The sequence below is a fragment of the Streptomyces sp. UF-297 genome, from assembly GCF_058245575.1.
Genome location: NZ_JBSIBZ010000042.1, coordinates 23,036 through 37,497, shown reverse-complemented (window position 1 = coordinate 37,497; position 14,462 = coordinate 23,036). Strand labels below are relative to the sequence as shown.

The 14,462-nt window shown below is 71.7% G+C and carries 11 protein-coding genes and 1 pseudogene; 7 read left to right on the top strand and 5 right to left on the bottom strand.

Going from position 1 to position 14,462, the window contains the following annotated elements; genetic code table 11:
• Window positions 1-52: 52 nt before the first annotated feature.
• Window positions 53-841: a phosphatase gene (locus AC4IJH_RS23255; RefSeq protein WP_490853742.1), complete on the top strand. Its 789-nt coding sequence runs from the start codon at window positions 53-55 to the stop codon at window positions 839-841.
• A 23-nt stretch (window positions 842-864) separates the two neighbouring features.
• Here the strand turns inward: AC4IJH_RS23255 and AC4IJH_RS23250 are convergent.
• The 4 genes and pseudogenes from AC4IJH_RS23250 to AC4IJH_RS23235 form a co-directional block, all read right to left on the bottom strand.
• Window positions 865-1,377: pseudogene (locus tag AC4IJH_RS23250) on the bottom strand (cation diffusion facilitator family transporter); the annotation flags it as partial.
• 135 nt (window positions 1,378-1,512) lie between these two features.
• Entirely contained in the window at window positions 1,513-2,400 is an 888-nt protein-coding gene (locus AC4IJH_RS23245) for an acyl-CoA thioesterase (protein WP_490853741.1), read from the bottom strand.
• Complete coding sequence (locus tag AC4IJH_RS23240; RefSeq protein WP_490853740.1) at window positions 2,397-3,554, bottom strand: acyl-CoA dehydrogenase family protein; 1,158 nt, start codon at window positions 3,552-3,554, stop codon at window positions 2,397-2,399. Before AC4IJH_RS23240 ends, AC4IJH_RS23245 begins: the two co-directional genes overlap by 4 nt.
• 116 nt (window positions 3,555-3,670) lie before the next feature.
• Window positions 3,671-4,285 carry an SACE_7040 family transcriptional regulator gene (locus AC4IJH_RS23235; protein ID WP_490853739.1) on the bottom strand — a complete coding sequence of 205 codons (615 nt, stop codon included), beginning with the start codon at window positions 4,283-4,285 and terminating at the stop codon, window positions 3,671-3,673.
• A gap of 118 nt (window positions 4,286-4,403) precedes the next feature.
• On the opposite strand from AC4IJH_RS23235, the gene AC4IJH_RS23230 reads away from it, so the two are divergent.
• The 4 genes from AC4IJH_RS23230 to AC4IJH_RS23215 all read left to right on the top strand — a co-directional run bounded on the left by AC4IJH_RS23230 (window position 4,404) and on the right by AC4IJH_RS23215 (window position 10,238).
• Window positions 4,404-6,020 carry a carboxyl transferase domain-containing protein gene (locus AC4IJH_RS23230; RefSeq protein WP_490853738.1) on the top strand — a complete coding sequence of 539 codons (1,617 nt, stop codon included), beginning with the start codon at window positions 4,404-4,406 and terminating at the stop codon, window positions 6,018-6,020.
• Between the two features lie 65 nt (window positions 6,021-6,085).
• Window positions 6,086-8,134, top strand: coding sequence for an acetyl/propionyl/methylcrotonyl-CoA carboxylase subunit alpha (locus AC4IJH_RS23225; protein ID WP_490853771.1), 2,049 nt, complete (start codon window positions 6,086-6,088; stop codon window positions 8,132-8,134).
• Complete coding sequence (locus tag AC4IJH_RS23220) at window positions 8,131-9,072, top strand: hydroxymethylglutaryl-CoA lyase (RefSeq protein ID WP_490853737.1); 942 nt, start codon at window positions 8,131-8,133, stop codon at window positions 9,070-9,072. The genes AC4IJH_RS23225 and AC4IJH_RS23220 overlap by 4 nt, the downstream gene beginning before the upstream one ends.
• Before the next feature lie 8 nt (window positions 9,073-9,080).
• Window positions 9,081-10,238 carry an acyl-CoA dehydrogenase family protein gene (locus AC4IJH_RS23215; protein WP_490853770.1) on the top strand — a complete coding sequence of 386 codons (1,158 nt, stop codon included), beginning with the start codon at window positions 9,081-9,083 and terminating at the stop codon, window positions 10,236-10,238.
• A 68-nt stretch (window positions 10,239-10,306) separates the two neighbouring features.
• Here AC4IJH_RS23215 and AC4IJH_RS23210 read toward each other — a convergent pair whose 3' ends face one another.
• The gene (locus tag AC4IJH_RS23210; RefSeq protein WP_490853736.1) at window positions 10,307-11,908 is read right to left on the bottom strand and encodes a beta-N-acetylhexosaminidase; all 1,602 of its coding nucleotides are present in this window, start codon (window positions 11,906-11,908) and stop codon (window positions 10,307-10,309) included.
• Between the two features lie 202 nt (window positions 11,909-12,110).
• Between AC4IJH_RS23210 and AC4IJH_RS23205 the strand changes: the two genes are divergently transcribed.
• Window positions 12,111-12,386, top strand: a complete 276-nt coding sequence (locus AC4IJH_RS23205; RefSeq protein ID WP_490853735.1) for a hypothetical protein — start codon at window positions 12,111-12,113, stop codon at window positions 12,384-12,386.
• Window positions 12,387-12,507: 121 nt separating this feature from the next.
• Window positions 12,508-14,328 (top strand): glutamine--fructose-6-phosphate transaminase (isomerizing), encoded by a 1,821-nt coding sequence (gene glmS, locus AC4IJH_RS23200; protein WP_490853734.1) that lies wholly within the window; start codon window positions 12,508-12,510, stop codon window positions 14,326-14,328.
• The last annotated feature ends 134 nt before the right edge of the window (window positions 14,329-14,462 follow it).

The window sequence follows — 14,462 nt, the reverse complement described above, 5'->3', positions numbered from 1 at the left end:
GCCCGGCGGAACTGAGCCGCGGCCGGGAGATCGGTACGGGCACAATGGCGCTATGCCGATAACCACCGCTCCCACCCGCGCCGAACTCATCGGTCATCTCGTCCGCACCCGTATCGCGGGCCAGGTCGCCACCCCGCGGGAGAACAACCTCTCCCACTACCGCAAGCTGGCCAACGGTGACCGCCACTACTGGCTGGGGCTGGAGCTGGGCGACCGCTGGAGCGACGAGCAGGACGTGCTCGCCGTGATGGCCGAGCGCTGCGGCGTGGTGGACGACCCGGACCACCGCCAGGGGCAGGACACCATCGACCCGGAGCTGACGGTGGACGCCCTGGAGCGCGCCGCCGCGCTGCTGCGCAAGGCGGCGGCCGGCGAGCAGCGGGTGCTGCTGGCGACCGGCCACCCCGGCGGCCTGCTGGACGTGCACCACGCCACCGCGCGGGCGCTGCGGGCCAGGGGCTGCGAGATCGTGGCCGTACCGGACGTGCTGGCCGTGGAGGAGGGCCTGGTCGTGCAGTTCGCCGATGTGGCGGTGCTGGAGCGCGGCGCCACGCTGTGGCACACCCACTCCCCCGCGCCCATGGCGGCGATCCTGGACTGGCTGGAGCGGGAGGGCCGCCCGCTGCCCGACATGGTCATGGCGGACCACGGCTGGGCGGGCTGCGCGGGCCAGCGCGGCATCGAGACCATCGGCTTCGCGGACTGCAACGACCCGGCGCTCTTCCTCGGCGAGGCCGAGGGCACCCTGCGGGTGACCGTGCCGCTGGACGACCACGTCGTGAGCCCGCGCTTCTACGACCCGCTGACGGCCTATCTGCTGGACGCCGCGGGGCTGCTGTAACGGCGCCCGCGGGCCCGCCCCCGCCCCGCGCGCGCCAGCACCAGGCCCACCAGGGCGGCGGAGTCCTCCATCACCACGGCCTTGACCGCGGTGTCGGGGGTGTGCCGCAGATAGCGGCGCAGCGGCACCGTGAAGCGGGCGGCCTCGCCGCGGGCCTGCCGCAGCCCCTTGAGCAGCGATACGCCCTCCAGGAGGAAGGCGACGCCCAGGATGAGGTAGGACAGCAGCGGGTCGCCGGGCCGCTCGCCGTGGGTGAGGGTGTGCACGCCGTCGTAGATCGCGAAGACGGCGCCGCCGACGAAGGTGGCGACGGAGGCGAGCAGCGCCCAGACGTAGCGCTCGCCGCCGTAGCCGAGCGGATGGTCCTCGTCGGCGGGGCGCGCGCTGCGTTTGAGGGCGGTCAGCAGCAGGAGTTCGGTGACGGTGCCGGCGACGGAGTGCGCGGCCTCGGAGAGCATCGCGCTGGAGCCGCTGACGACGCCGCCGACGGCCTTGGCCGCCGCGATGCCGAGGTTGGCCACCGCCGCGACGGCCACCGTGGCGACGCTCTCGTCCTGTGCCGCCGCGGCCCCCTGCGGCCCGCCGGGCTCCGTGACCTCGTCCGTCTCGTCTTCACCGCTCACACCCGGGCAGTAATCCCGAAATGCCCGTCGCGGGCATGGGGGGACGGCTCAGTGCTCGCGCGGCGCGCGGACCACGCCCTCCTGCATCACGGACACCGCCAGGCGCCCGTCCGCGGTGAAGATCCGGCCCGATCCCATGCCCCGCCCGCCGTGCGCGGTGGGCGACTCCTGGTCGTACAGCAGCCATTCGTCGGCGCGCAGCGGCCGGTGGAACCACATCGCGTGGTCCAGGCTGGCGCCCACCACATCGCCCACCGCCCAGCCGCCGCGCCCGTGCGCCAGCAGCACCGAGTCCAGCAGCGTCATGTCGGACACGTACGTCACCAGGCACAGGTGCAGCAGGGGCTGGTCGATCTCGCCGTCCAGCTTGCCGTTGGTGCGGAACCACACCTGCGAGCGCGGTGCGCGCCGCTGCCCCGCGGTCCCGAAGGGCGGCTCGTCCACGTACCGCAGGTCCACCGCGGCGCGCGCCTCCAGCAGCTTGTGCACGACGCCGCCGTCACGGAACTTCGCCGCATAGCGCGGCAGTTGTTCGGCGGCGGTCGGCAGCGTCGCCGGGTCCGGCGCGGCCGGCATCGCCTCCTGGTGCTCAAGCCCCTCCTCCGCCCGCTGGAAGGAGGCGGTGAGATGGAAAATGGGCTGGCCGTGCTGGACGGCGACGACCCGGCGGGTGGTGAAGGACCGGCCGTCGCGCACCCGGTCGACGGTGTAGAGGATGGGCGCGCCGGGGTCGCCGGGGCGCAGGAAGTAGGCGTGCAGGGAGTGCGGGGGCCTCTCGGCGGCGACCGTGCGCCCGGCCGCCACCAGTGCCTGCGCAGCGACCTGGCCGCCGAAGACCCGCGGGACGATGGAGTCCCTGCTGTGGCCGCGGAAGATGTCCTGGTCGATCCGCTCCAGGTCCAGCAGATCGAGCAGGTCCGTCAGGGCCCTGCTCACAGGCCCATCGACTTGGCGATGATCGAGCGCATGACCTCGCTGGTGCCGCCGTAGATCCGGGTGACGCGGGTGTCGGCGTACAGCCGGGAGATGGGGTACTCCTGCATGTAGCCGTAACCGCCGTGCAGCTGGAGGCACTTGTCGATGACGACGGCGGCCCGCTCGGTGGTGAAGAGCTTGGCGGAGGCGGCGTCGGCGGCGCTCAGCTCACCGGCGTCGTGGGCGTCCAGGGCCCGGTCGACGACCGCCTGCATGGCGTCGACCTCGCTCTTGCAGTCCGCGAGCACGAACTTGGTGTTCTGGAAGGAGGCCACCGACTTGCCGAAGACCTCGCGGTCCTGGACGTAGGCCTTGGCGAACTCCACGGCCGCGGCGGCCTGTGCGTACGCGCTCACCGCGATGCCCAGCCGCTCCTGGGGGAGGTTCTGGCCGAGGTAGGAGAAGGCCCTGCCCTCCTCGCCGAGGCGGTCCTCGACGGGCACACGGACGTCGGTGAAGGAGAGTTCGGCGGTGTCGGAGGCCTTCAGGCCGAGCTTGTCCAGCTTGCGGCCCACCGCGTAGCCCTCGGCCGAGGTGTCCACGAACAGCAGGGTGATACCGGCCCTGCGGTCCTGTTCGGTGGCCGGGGAGGTACGGGCGCAGACGATGACGCGGTCGGCGAGCACGCCGCCGGTGATGAAGGTCTTGGCGCCGTTGAGGACGTAGTGCGTGCCGTCCTCGGAGAGCTTGGCGGTGGTCTTCATGCCGGCCAGGTCCGAGCCGGTGCCCGGTTCGGTCATGGCGATGGCCGTCATCATGTCGCCGGAGACGAAGGAGGGCAGCCAGCGGCGCTTCTGCTCCTCGGTGGCGTACGCCATGAGGTAGGGCAGGCACAGCGCGGTGTGCACGCTGGAGCCGCCGAAGCCGACCCCGGCCCGCGCGCACTCCTCGGTGATCACGGCGTTGAACTTGAAGCTGCGCTCGCCCGCGCCGCCGTACTCCTCGGGCACCTCGATGCCGAAGACGCCCAGCTCACCGAGCTTCTTGTAGAAGTCGCGGGGCGCGGCACCGGCCTGCATCCACTCGTCGTACACGGGCACGACCTCGGCGGCGATGAAGTCGCGAATGGTCTCCCGGAACGCTTCGTGATCCTCGTTGAACACCGTCCGACGCACCAGCCGCCTCCTCCGGATCGCTACCTAAGCGCTTGCTCAGCGAAAGCTACCGGCCGGTCAGTCAGGCTGTCCAGAGCGGATCCCCCGCCCTGGACCCCGCGCCAGAACCGTCCGCGTCAGCCTTCGTCGGCCGCGGCCGCGGCGGCGAACGCCCCGCGGGCGAGGCGGTGCAGAAGGACCGCCATGTCGGTACGGCCCGGGAGCGAGCCGGGGCGGCTGAGGTGCGGCGTGGAGTTGAGCAGCCCGAACACGGCGTGCACGGTGGCCCGCGCCCGGGGCTCGGCGCAGCCGGGGTAGACCTCGCGCACCACCGTGACCCACAACTCGACATACTGCCGCTGGAGTTGACGGACCCGCTTGCGATCCGCCTCGCGCAGCCGGTCCAGCTCGCGGTCGTGCACCGTGATCAGCGGCCGGTCGTCCAGTGCGAAGTCGATGTGCCCGTCGATGAGCGCGTCCAGTATCGCCTCGGGGCTGTGGCCCCCCTGGGCCACCCGCGCCCGCCCGCCCTCCAGCAGCCGCTCGCTGATGCCCACCAGCAGCTCGGCGAGCATGGCGTCCTTGCCCGCGAAGTGGCGGTACAGGCCGGGCCCGGAGATACCGACGGCCGCCCCTATCTCGTCCACACCGACGCCGTGGAAGCCGCGTTCCGCGAACAGCCGGGCGGCCTCTTTGAGGATCTGCTCGCGACGGCTCATCGCCGCGGGGGCCGGGACCTGCACGTTGTTCATGCGATCAATTGTAGACAGCCGCGTTAGTGCTCGTTAACCTGAGGGAAACGACGTTAACGGCCATTAACACCTCTGGCGCACGCGTCGCCACGGTCACCGAGCAAGGGGGCTCGTACTGATGGAGCAGGCACCGGTGCTGGGGAGCGCCGCCGATCCGGCGTCGGACTCCTGGCGGGCCAACGAGGCCGCGCACCGCGCGCTGACCGACCAGCTGCGCCGGCGGCTGACGGCCGCGCGGCTGGGCGGCGGCGAGAAGGCCAGGGCGCGGCACACCGCGCGCGGCAAGCTGCTGCCCCGGGACCGGGTGGACACCCTCCTGGACCCCGGCTCCCCCTTCCTGGAGCTGGCACCGCTGGCGGCGGAGGGGATGTACGACGGCGCCGCCCCGGCCGCCGGGGTGATCGCCGGCATCGGCCGGGTCAGCGGCCGCGAGGTGGTGATCGTCGCCAACGACGCCACCGTCAAGGGCGGCACGTACTACCCGATGACGGTCAAGAAGCACCTGCGGGCCCAGGAGATCGCCCTGGAGAACCGCCTGCCCTGCCTCTACCTCGTCGACTCCGGCGGCGCCTTCCTCCCCCTCCAGGACGAGGTCTTCCCCGACCGCGAGCACTTCGGCCGCATCTTCTACAACCAGGCCCGGATGTCGGGCGCGGGCATCCCGCAGATCGCCGCCGTCCTCGGCTCCTGCACCGCCGGCGGCGCGTACGTCCCGGCCATGAGCGACGAAGCGGTGATCGTCCGCAACCAGGGCACGATCTTCCTGGGCGGCCCGCCGCTGGTGAAGGCCGCCACCGGCGAGGTCGTCACCGCCGAGGAACTGGGCGGCGGCGAGGTGCACTCCCGCACCTCCGGCGTCACCGACCACCTCGCCGAGGACGACGCACACGCCCTGCGGATCGTCCGCACCATCGTCTCCACCCTCGGCGAGCGCCCTCGACTCCCCTGGACCGTACGGCAGTCCGAGGAGCCCAAGGTCGACCCGGCGGGCCTGTACGGCGCGGTGCCCGCCGACTCCCGCACCCCCTACGACGTCCGCGAGGTCATCGCCCGCGTCGTGGACGGCTCCCGCTTCGCGGAGTTCAAGGCCGAGTACGGCCAGACCCTGGTGACCGGCTTCGCACACATCCACGGCCACCCGGTCGGCATCGTCGCCAACAACGGCATCCTCTTCTCCGAGTCCGCCCAGAAGGGCGCCCACTTCATCGAGCTGTGCGACCAGCGCGGCATCCCGCTGCTCTTCCTGCAGAACATCTCCGGCTTCATGGTCGGCCGCGACTACGAGGCGGGCGGCATCGCCAAGCACGGCGCCAAGATGGTCACCGCGGTCGCCTGCACCCGCGTCCCCAAACTGACCGTCGTCATCGGCGGCTCCTACGGCGCGGGCAACTACTCCATGTGCGGCCGGGCCTACTCCCCCCGCTTTTTGTGGATGTGGCCCAACGCCAAGATCTCGGTGATGGGCGGCGAGCAGGCCGCCTCGGTCCTGGCCACCGTCAAGCGCGACCAGCTGGAGGCGCGCGGCCAGGAGTGGAGCGCCGAGGACGAGGAGGCCTTCAAGGCGCCGGTCCGCGAGCAGTACGAGACCCAGGGCAACGCCTACTACGCCACCGCGCGGCTGTGGGACGACGGCGTCATCGACCCGATGGAGACCCGCCAGGTGCTCGGTCTCGCCCTGACCGCCTGCGCCAACGCACCCCTGGGCGAGCCCGGCTTCGGCGTCTTCCGGATGTGAGAGCGATGACCGCAGCAGTGCCCACAGGGACGACCACAGGAGTGCTCACCAGCATGTCCACGACGATGTTCGACAGTGTCCTGGTCGCCAACCGCGGCGAGATCGCGGTCCGCGTCATCCGTACGCTGCGCGCGCTCGGCATCCGCTCCGTCGCCGTCTTCAGCGACGCGGACGCCGACGCCCGGCACGTACGCGAGGCCGACACGGCGGTGCGCATCGGCGAGCCCGCGGCGTCCGAGAGCTATCTGCGCACCGACCGCCTGCTGGAGGCCGCCGCCCGCGCCGGCGCCCAGGCCGTCCACCCCGGCTACGGCTTCCTCGCCGAGAACGCCGACTTCGCCCGGGCGTGCACGGACGCGGGCCTGGTCTTCATCGGCCCGCCCGCCTCCGCGATCTCCCTGATGGGCGACAAGATCCGCGCCAAGGAGACCGTGCGCGCGGCCGGCGTCCCGGTCGTACCCGGCTCGTCCGGCAGCGGCCTGTCCGACGGCCGACTCGCCGACGCCGCACGGGAGATCGGCATGCCGGTCCTCCTCAAGCCGTCCGCGGGCGGCGGCGGCAAGGGCATGCGGCTCGTACGGGACGAGGCGGTGCTCGCCGAGGAGATCGCCGCCGCCCGGCGCGAGGCCCGCGGCTCCTTCGGCGACGACACCCTGCTGGTGGAGCGCTGGATCGAGAGCCCCCGCCACATCGAGATCCAGGTCCTGGCCGACGGCCACGGCAATGTCGTCCACCTCGGCGAGCGCGAGTGCTCCCTGCAGCGCCGCCACCAGAAGGTCATCGAGGAGGCCCCCTCGGTCCTGCTGGACGAGGCCACCCGCGCCGCCATGGGCGAGGCGGCCGTCCAGGCGGCCCGCTCCTGCGGCTACCGCGGCGCGGGCACCGTCGAGTTCATCGTCCCCGGCGCCGACCCGTCCGCGTACTGCTTCATGGAGATGAACACCCGCCTCCAGGTGGAGCACCCGGTCACCGAACTGGTCACCGGAGTGGACCTGGTCGAGTGGCAGCTGCGGGTCGCCGCGGGCGAGCACCTCCCCTTCACCCAGCAGGACATCACCCTCACCGGCCACGCCGTCGAGGCCCGCATCTGCGCCGAGACCGTATCTCTCAAAGAGGGCGCCCGCGGCTTCCTCCCCTCCGGCGGCACGGTCCTGGCCCTGCACGAGCCGCAGGGCGACGGGGTACGCACCGACTCGGGCCTGACACAGGGCACCGAGGTCGGCAGCCTCTACGACCCGATGCTCTCCAAGGTCATCGCCTACGGCCCGGACCGCGCCACCGCCCTGCGCAAGCTGCGCGCCGCCCTCGCCGACACGGTGATCCTGGGCGTGCCCACCAACACCGGCTTCCTGCGCCGCCTGCTGGCCCACCCGGCCGTGGTGGCGGGCGAGTTGGACACCGGCCTCGTCGAGCGCGAGGTGGACTCCCTGGTCCCGGACGGAGTGCCGCAGGAGGTGTACGCCGCCGCCGCGCTGCTGCGGGCCGAGCGGGCCGAGCGGCCCTCGGCCGCCTGGACCGACCCGTTCTCGGTCCCCAACGGCTGGCGCCTGGGCGGCACCCCCGCGTGGACGGTGCACCACGTCCGCGTCCCGGGCCAGGACCCGGTGGCGGTCCGGGTGCGCGGCCTCGGGGCGGACACGGAGGTGTGCGTCGGCGGCACAGAGGCCCACGGCGACGCCGAGGCCCGCACCGACACCCCCACCCGCGCCCGCCTCCTCGCCCTCACCCCCACCCACCTCACCCTCAACCACACCGGCCTCACCCACCGCTTCACCCACACCCCCTCCCCGGACGGGGTCTGGCTCGGACGTGACGGCGACACCTGGCACGTCCAGGACCACGACCCCGTGGAGGCCACCCTGCGCGGCGCCGCCGGGGCGCACGGCGCGGACGCGCTGACCGCGCCCATGCCCGGCACCGTCACCGTCGTCAAGGTCGCGGTCGGCGACGAAGTGGCGGCGGGGCAGGGCCTGTTGGTGGTCGAGGCGATGAAGATGGAACACGTCATCTCCGCCCCGTACGACGGCACCGTCACCGAGCTGGACGTCACCCCCGGCAGCACCGTCGCCATGGACCAGGTCCTGGCCGTGGTGACACCCCAGGAGGAGTCATGACCGCATCCGGACTGCCCATGGCCTTCCCCGCCGACGGCCTGCCCGCCCGCGTCCGTATCCACGAGGTCGGCGCCCGCGACGGGCTGCAGAACGAGAAGGCGGTCATCCCCACCGAGGTCAAGGCGGAGTTCATCCACCGCCTGGCCGGCGCGGGCCTGACCACCATCGAGGCGACCAGCTTCGTGCACCCCAAGTGGGTGCCCCAACTCGCCGACGCCGAGCAGCTGTTCCCGCTGCTGTCGGACCTCACCGAGGTCGACCTGCCCGTCCTCGTCCCCAACGACCGCGGCCTGGACCGCGCCCTGGCCCTCGGCGCCCGCCACATCGCCGTCTTCGCCAGCGCCACCGAGTCCTTCGCCAAGGCCAACCTCAACCGCACCCTGGACGAGGCCCTGGCCGTGTTCGAGCCGGTCGTGGCCCGCGCCAGGGCCGAAGGAGCGCGGGTCCGCGGCTATCTCTCCATGTGCTTCGGCGACCCCTGGGAGGGCCCGGTGCCGCTCCCCCAGGTCGTACGAGTCTGCCGCGCCCTGATCGGCATGGGCTGCGCCGAGCTGAGCCTGGGCGACACCATCGGCGTCGCCACCCCCGGCCACGTACGGGCCCTGCTCACCGCCCTGAACGAGGCGGGCGTGCCCACCGGCCGCATCGCGGTCCACTTCCACGACACCTACGGCCAGGCGCTCGCCAACACCCTGGCCGCCCTCCAGCACGGCGTCACCACCGTCGACTCCTCGGCGGGCGGCCTCGGCGGCTGCCCGTACGCGAAATCCGCCACCGGCAACCTCGCCACCGAAGACCTCGTGTGGATGCTGCACGGCCTCGGCATCGAGACCGGGGTCGACCTGGACCGCCTCACCGCCACCAGCGGGTGGATGGCGGACCGACTGGGCCGGCCGAGCCCGTCCCGTACCGTCCGCGCCCTCTCCCACAAGGAGTGACCATGCCACTGGACCACCGGCTCGCACCCGAGCTAGAAGAACTCCGGCACACCGTCGAGGAGTTCGCACACGACGTGGTCGCCCCCAAGATCGGCGACTACTACGAGCGGCACGAGTTCCCGTACGAAATCGTGCGCCAGATGGGCCAGATGGGCCTGTTCGGACTCCCCTTCCCCGAGGAGTACGGCGGCATGGGCGGCGACTACCTCGCGCTCGGCATCGCCCTGGAGGAGCTGGCCCGCGTCGACTCCTCGGTCGCCATCACCCTGGAGGCGGGCGTCTCACTGGGCGCCATGCCGATCCATCTCTTCGGCACCGACGCGCAGAAGCAGCAGTGGCTGCCGCGGCTGTGCACGGGCGAGACCCTGGGCGCGTTCGGGCTGACCGAGCCGGACGGCGGCTCGGACGCGGGCGCCACCCGCACCACCGCCGTACTGGACGGCGACGAGTGGGTGATCAACGGCAGCAAGTGCTTCATCACCAACTCCGGTACGGACATCACCGGCCTGGTCACCGTCACCGCCATCACCGGCCGCAAGGAGGACGGCCGCCCGGAGATCTCCGCGATCATCGTCCCGTCCGGCACCCCCGGCTTCACCGTCGCCGCCCCGTACTCCAAGGTCGGCTGGAACGCCTCGGACACCCACGAGCTGTCCTTCACCGACGTGCGCGTCCCGGCGGCCAACCTGCTGGGCGAACAGGGCCGCGGCTACGCCCAGTTCCTGCGCATCCTGGACGAGGGCCGGATCGCGATCGCCGCGCTGGCCACCGGGCTGGCCCAGGGCTGTGTGGACGAGTCGGTCAAGTACGCCGGGCAGCGGCACGCCTTCGGCCGGCCCATCGGCGCCAACCAGGCCATCCAGTTCAAGATCGCGGACATGGAGATGCGCGCCCACACCTCCCGGCTGGCCTGGCGCGACGCGGCCTCCCGCCTCGTACACGGCGAGCCCTTCAAGAAAGAGGCGGCCCTCGCCAAGCTCTACTCCTCCGAGATCGCCGTCACCAACGCCCGCGAGGCCACCCAGATCCACGGCGGCTACGGCTTCATGAACGAGTACCCGGTCGCCCGCATGTGGCGCGACTCCAAGATCCTGGAGATCGGCGAGGGCACCAGCGAGGTCCAGCGGATGCTGATCGCCCGCGAGCTGGGCCTGGCGGCGGGCTAGCGGGCGCTGCGAGGGGTGGCCGGCCACCGTGGCCCGCCGCCCCTCGCAGCGCCTCACCTCATGTCACCTCACCTCGCGGGCCAGGGAATCTGCGGAGAGCGGTAGTAGCCGATGCCCAGCGCGTCCCAGCGGGGCCCGTGGGCGGCCACCCGGTGCTTGTAGCCGTCCCAGTCCAGGGCGGACGACGGCGACCAGCCCAGCTCCGCGATGCCGGGCAGCCGCGGGAAGGCCATGAAGTCCAGGTGCTGGTTGGTGGAGATGAACTCCGTCCACATCGGCGCCTCGACGCCCATGACCGCCTCCTGGGGCGCGCCCGGCAGATACGTGCCCGGGTCCCAGTCGTAGGAGCGCTGCGCCTCGACGTACCCGGCCCACTGGTGCCCGACCGGAGTGTCCTTGTGGTACTTCATGTCCAGGTACGACCGGTCGGCGGGCGAGATGATCAGCTTGGTGCCGCTCTTGGCCGCGGCCACCACCCGCGCCTTCTCCTCGGCACTGGTCTTGTCATAGCCCCAGTACTGCGCCACCGCGCCCTTGATGGGGTGCGCCTCGGTCACCTGGTGCCAGGCCACCACCGTCTTGTTGTACTTGGCGACCACGGCCTGCGCCTTGTCCATGAAGGTGACGTAGTCCTCGTGGCTGGTGGAGTACGCCTCGTCGCCGCCGATGTGGAGGTAGGGGCCCGGGGTCATGGCCGCCACCTCGCGGATCACGTCGTCGATGAAGTCGTACGTGATCTTCTTCGGTACGCACAGCGAGCTGAAGCCGACCTCGGTGCCGGTGTAGAGCGGCGGCGCGATGCCGTTGCAGTTCAGCTCGGCGTAGGAGGCCAGCGCCGCGTTGGTGTGGCTGGGCATGTCGATCTCGGGGACGACCAGCAGATAGCGGCTGGCGGCGTACCGCAGGATCTCGCGGTAGTCGTCCTTGCTGTAGTAGCCGCCGGGCCCGCCGCCGACCTGGGTGCTGCCCCCGTAGGTGGCCAGACGCGGCCAGGAGTCGATGGCGATCCGCCAGCCCTGGTCGTCGGACAGATGCAGATGCAGGGTGTTGATCTTGTAGAGGGCGAGCTGGTCGATGTACCGCTTGACCTGCGGCATCGTCAGGAAGTGCCGGGAGACGTCCAGCATCGCGCCGCGGTATCCGTAGCGCGGGGTGTCGGCGATGGTGCCGGCCGCCACCTTCCAGGGGCCCGGCTGTTCGGTCGGCTTCTCCACCGCGGCGGGCAGCAGCTGCCGCAGCGTCTGCACCCCGTGGAAGAGCCCGGCGGGCCGGTCCGCGGTGATGGTCACCGAGCGGCCGCTGGAGCTGAGCCGGTAGCCCTCCGCCCCGAGCCCCTTGCTGTCGTGGCCGCCGAGCCGCAGCACGATGCCGTCGCGGCCGTCCTTGCCGGTCACCGGCAGGTCGTAGCCGGTGGACGGGCGCAGCACGCCCGCCAGATACCCGGCGATCCGCCGCGCCTCGCCGGACTTGCCGGGCACGCGGATGCGGGTGTCCTCGTCGATCGTGTACGCGCCCTTGCCGGGCCGTACGGAGGCGGGCGCGGGAATGACCTGGTCCAGCGGGGTGGCCGTGGGGGTGCGGTCGGTGCCTTGAGGTGCCGGGGCTGCGGCGGTTCCCAGCCCCGCCGCCGCGACCAGGAGCAGTGAGCACAGGAGTCTGCGTCGTCTCATGGACGATCCCTTCGGCGAGCTTCGTGCATGACATGTCCTGCATGGCATGGAGCGACCGAGCGGTCACCATGCGTACCGCCCGCCCCGGTTTCGGTCAAGATGCCGACCGTTTTCTCACCGCATTCCAGCCACCGAACCGAACCCCTGCCCGATATCGGGCAGATTTCTTGCGAAACGCTCGACTGCCCCGCAATATCGACGAGTGCTCGAACGCCACTCGTCCCACGACGATCTTGTCGACCACCTGGTGCGCAGTACGCCGCTACAGCGCGGCGAGGCCGCCCGGGTGGTGCTGGACGTGCTGGCGTACTTCGACGAGACGACGCAGGAGTTCGTCCGGCGCAGACACCGCGAGCTGCAAAGTCAGGGCCTGCGCAACGACGCGATCTTCGAGCGGATCGGCCACGAGCTGCCGCACCGCGCCGTGGCCCCGCCCGAGCTCTCGCTGCGCCAGCTGCGCCGTCTGGTGTACGGCTGAAGGGCGCCGGCCGACCGCACATCGGCCGGCTCCCCTCAGCCGCACACCGGCCGGCGCACACCGCACCACCGCCGCCCACCACCACTCAGCCGCTCAACTGTCTTTCCGGGAGGGTCATTTCATGTGTGGCATCGTTGGATATATCGGTAAACGAGATGTCGCTCCGCTGCTCCTGGAAGGCCTTCAGCGCCTGGAGTACCGCGGCTACGACTCCGCCGGTATCGCCATCCACGCCTCCGGCAAGACGGGCGGCCTCAAGACCGCCAAGGCCAAGGGCCGGGTCCGCGAGCTGGAGTCCCGCCTGCCCAAGCGCTTCGCGGGCTCCACCGGCATCGCGCACACCCGCTGGGCCACCCACGGCGCCCCCAACGACGAGAACGCCCACCCGCACACCGACGCGGACGGCAAGGTCGCCGTGGTGCACAACGGCATCATCGACAACGCCTCCGAGCTGCGCGCCAAGCTCACCGCCGACGGCGTGGTCTTCGCCTCCGAGACCGACACCGAGGTGCTGGCCCACCTCATCGGCCGCTCCCAGGCCCCCTCCCTGGAGGAGAAGGTCCGCGAGGCGCTGCGGGTGATCGAGGGCACGTACGGCATCGCCGTGCTGCACGCCGACTTCACCGACCGCATCGTGGTGGCCCGCAACGGCTCGCCGGTCGTGCTGGGCATCGGCGAGAAGGAGATGTTCGTCTCCTCCGACGTCGCGGCCCTGGTCTCGCACACCCGCCAGGTCGTCACCCTGGACGACGGCGAGATGGCGACGCTGAAGGCGGACGACTTCCGTACGTACACCACCGAGGGCTCCTCGACGACGGCCACGCCGACCACGGTGGAGTGGGAGGCCGAGTCCTACGACATGGGCGGCCACGACACCTACATGCACAAGGAGATCTCCGAGCAGGCGGACGCCGTGGACCGCGTGCTGCGCGGCCGCATCGACGACCGCTTCTCCACCGTGCACCTGGGCGGGCTGAACCTGGACGCCCGCGAGGCCCGCACCATCCGCCGCATCAAGATCCTGGGCTGCGGCACCTCGTACCACGCGGGTCTGATCGGCGCCGGGCTCATCGAGGCGCTGGCCCGCATCCCCGCGGACGCCGAGCCCGCCTCCGAGTTCCGCTACCGCAACCCGGTCGTGGACCCCGACACCCTCTATGTCGCGGTCTCCCAGTCCGGTGAGACCTACGACGTGCTCGCCGCGGTCCAGGAGCTCAAGCGCAAGGGCGCGCGGGTACTGGGCGTGGTCAACGTGGTCGGCTCGGCGATCGCCCGCGAGGCCGACGGCGGCGTGTACGTGCACGCCGGGCCCGAGGTCTGCGTCGTCTCCACCAAGTGCTTCACCAACACCGTGGTCGCCTTCGCGCTGCTCGCCCTGCACCTGGGCCGCATCCGCGACCTGTCCGTCGCCGACGGCAAGCGGATCATCGAGGGCCTGCGCAAGCTGCCCGAGCAGATCACCGAGATCCTGAAGTCCGAGGGCGAGATCGAGAAGCTGGCCAAGGAGTACGCGGGCGCCCAGTCGATGATGTTCATCGGCCGGGTGCGCGGCTACCCGGTGGCGCTGGAGGCCTCCCTCAAGCTCAAGGAGATCTCCTACATCCACGCCGAGGCCTACCCCGCCTCCGAGCTCAAGCACGGCCCGCTCGCGCTGATCGAGCCCGCGCTGCCGACGGTCGCCATCGTCCCCGACGACGACCTGCTGGAGAAGAACCGCGCCGCGCTGGAGGAGATCAAGGCCCGCAGCGGCAGGATTCTCGCGGTCGCGCACCAGGAGCAGGAGAAGGCCGACCACACCATCGTGGTGCCCAAGAACGAGACCGAGCTGGACCCGATCCTGATGGGCATCCCGCTCCAACTCCTGGCCTACCACACGGCGTTGGCCCTGGGCCGGGACATCGACAAGCCCCGCAACCTCGCCAAGTCCGTGACGGTCGAATAGGACCGCACGCCCCAGGCCCCCGTCTCCGGGGAACCGACGACGCCCCCCGCCCCTGTCCGGCGGAGGGGCGTCGTCGCCTGTCCGGCGAACGGACCCCGGCCACCAGTTGAGCGATCCCCACGGCGCCCGGCCAC

What these genes read in the sequence shown, in the direction of transcription:
- AC4IJH_RS23255 (WP_490853742.1), top strand. Translation starts at nt 53, where the DNA reads ATGCCGATAACCACCGCTCCCACCCGCGCCGAACTCATCGGTCATCTC.
- AC4IJH_RS23235 (WP_490853739.1), bottom strand. Translation starts at nt 4,285, where the DNA reads ATGAACAACGTGCAGGTCCCGGCCCCCGCGGCGATGAGCCGTCGCGAG.
- AC4IJH_RS23230 (WP_490853738.1), top strand. Translation starts at nt 4,404, where the DNA reads ATGGAGCAGGCACCGGTGCTGGGGAGCGCCGCCGATCCGGCGTCGGAC.
- AC4IJH_RS23225 (WP_490853771.1), top strand. Translation starts at nt 6,086, where the DNA reads ATGTTCGACAGTGTCCTGGTCGCCAACCGCGGCGAGATCGCGGTCCGC.
- AC4IJH_RS23220 (WP_490853737.1), top strand. Translation starts at nt 8,131, where the DNA reads ATGACCGCATCCGGACTGCCCATGGCCTTCCCCGCCGACGGCCTGCCC.
- AC4IJH_RS23210 (WP_490853736.1), bottom strand. Translation starts at nt 11,908, where the DNA reads ATGAGACGACGCAGACTCCTGTGCTCACTGCTCCTGGTCGCGGCGGCG.
- glmS (WP_490853734.1), top strand. Translation starts at nt 12,508, where the DNA reads ATGTGTGGCATCGTTGGATATATCGGTAAACGAGATGTCGCTCCGCTG.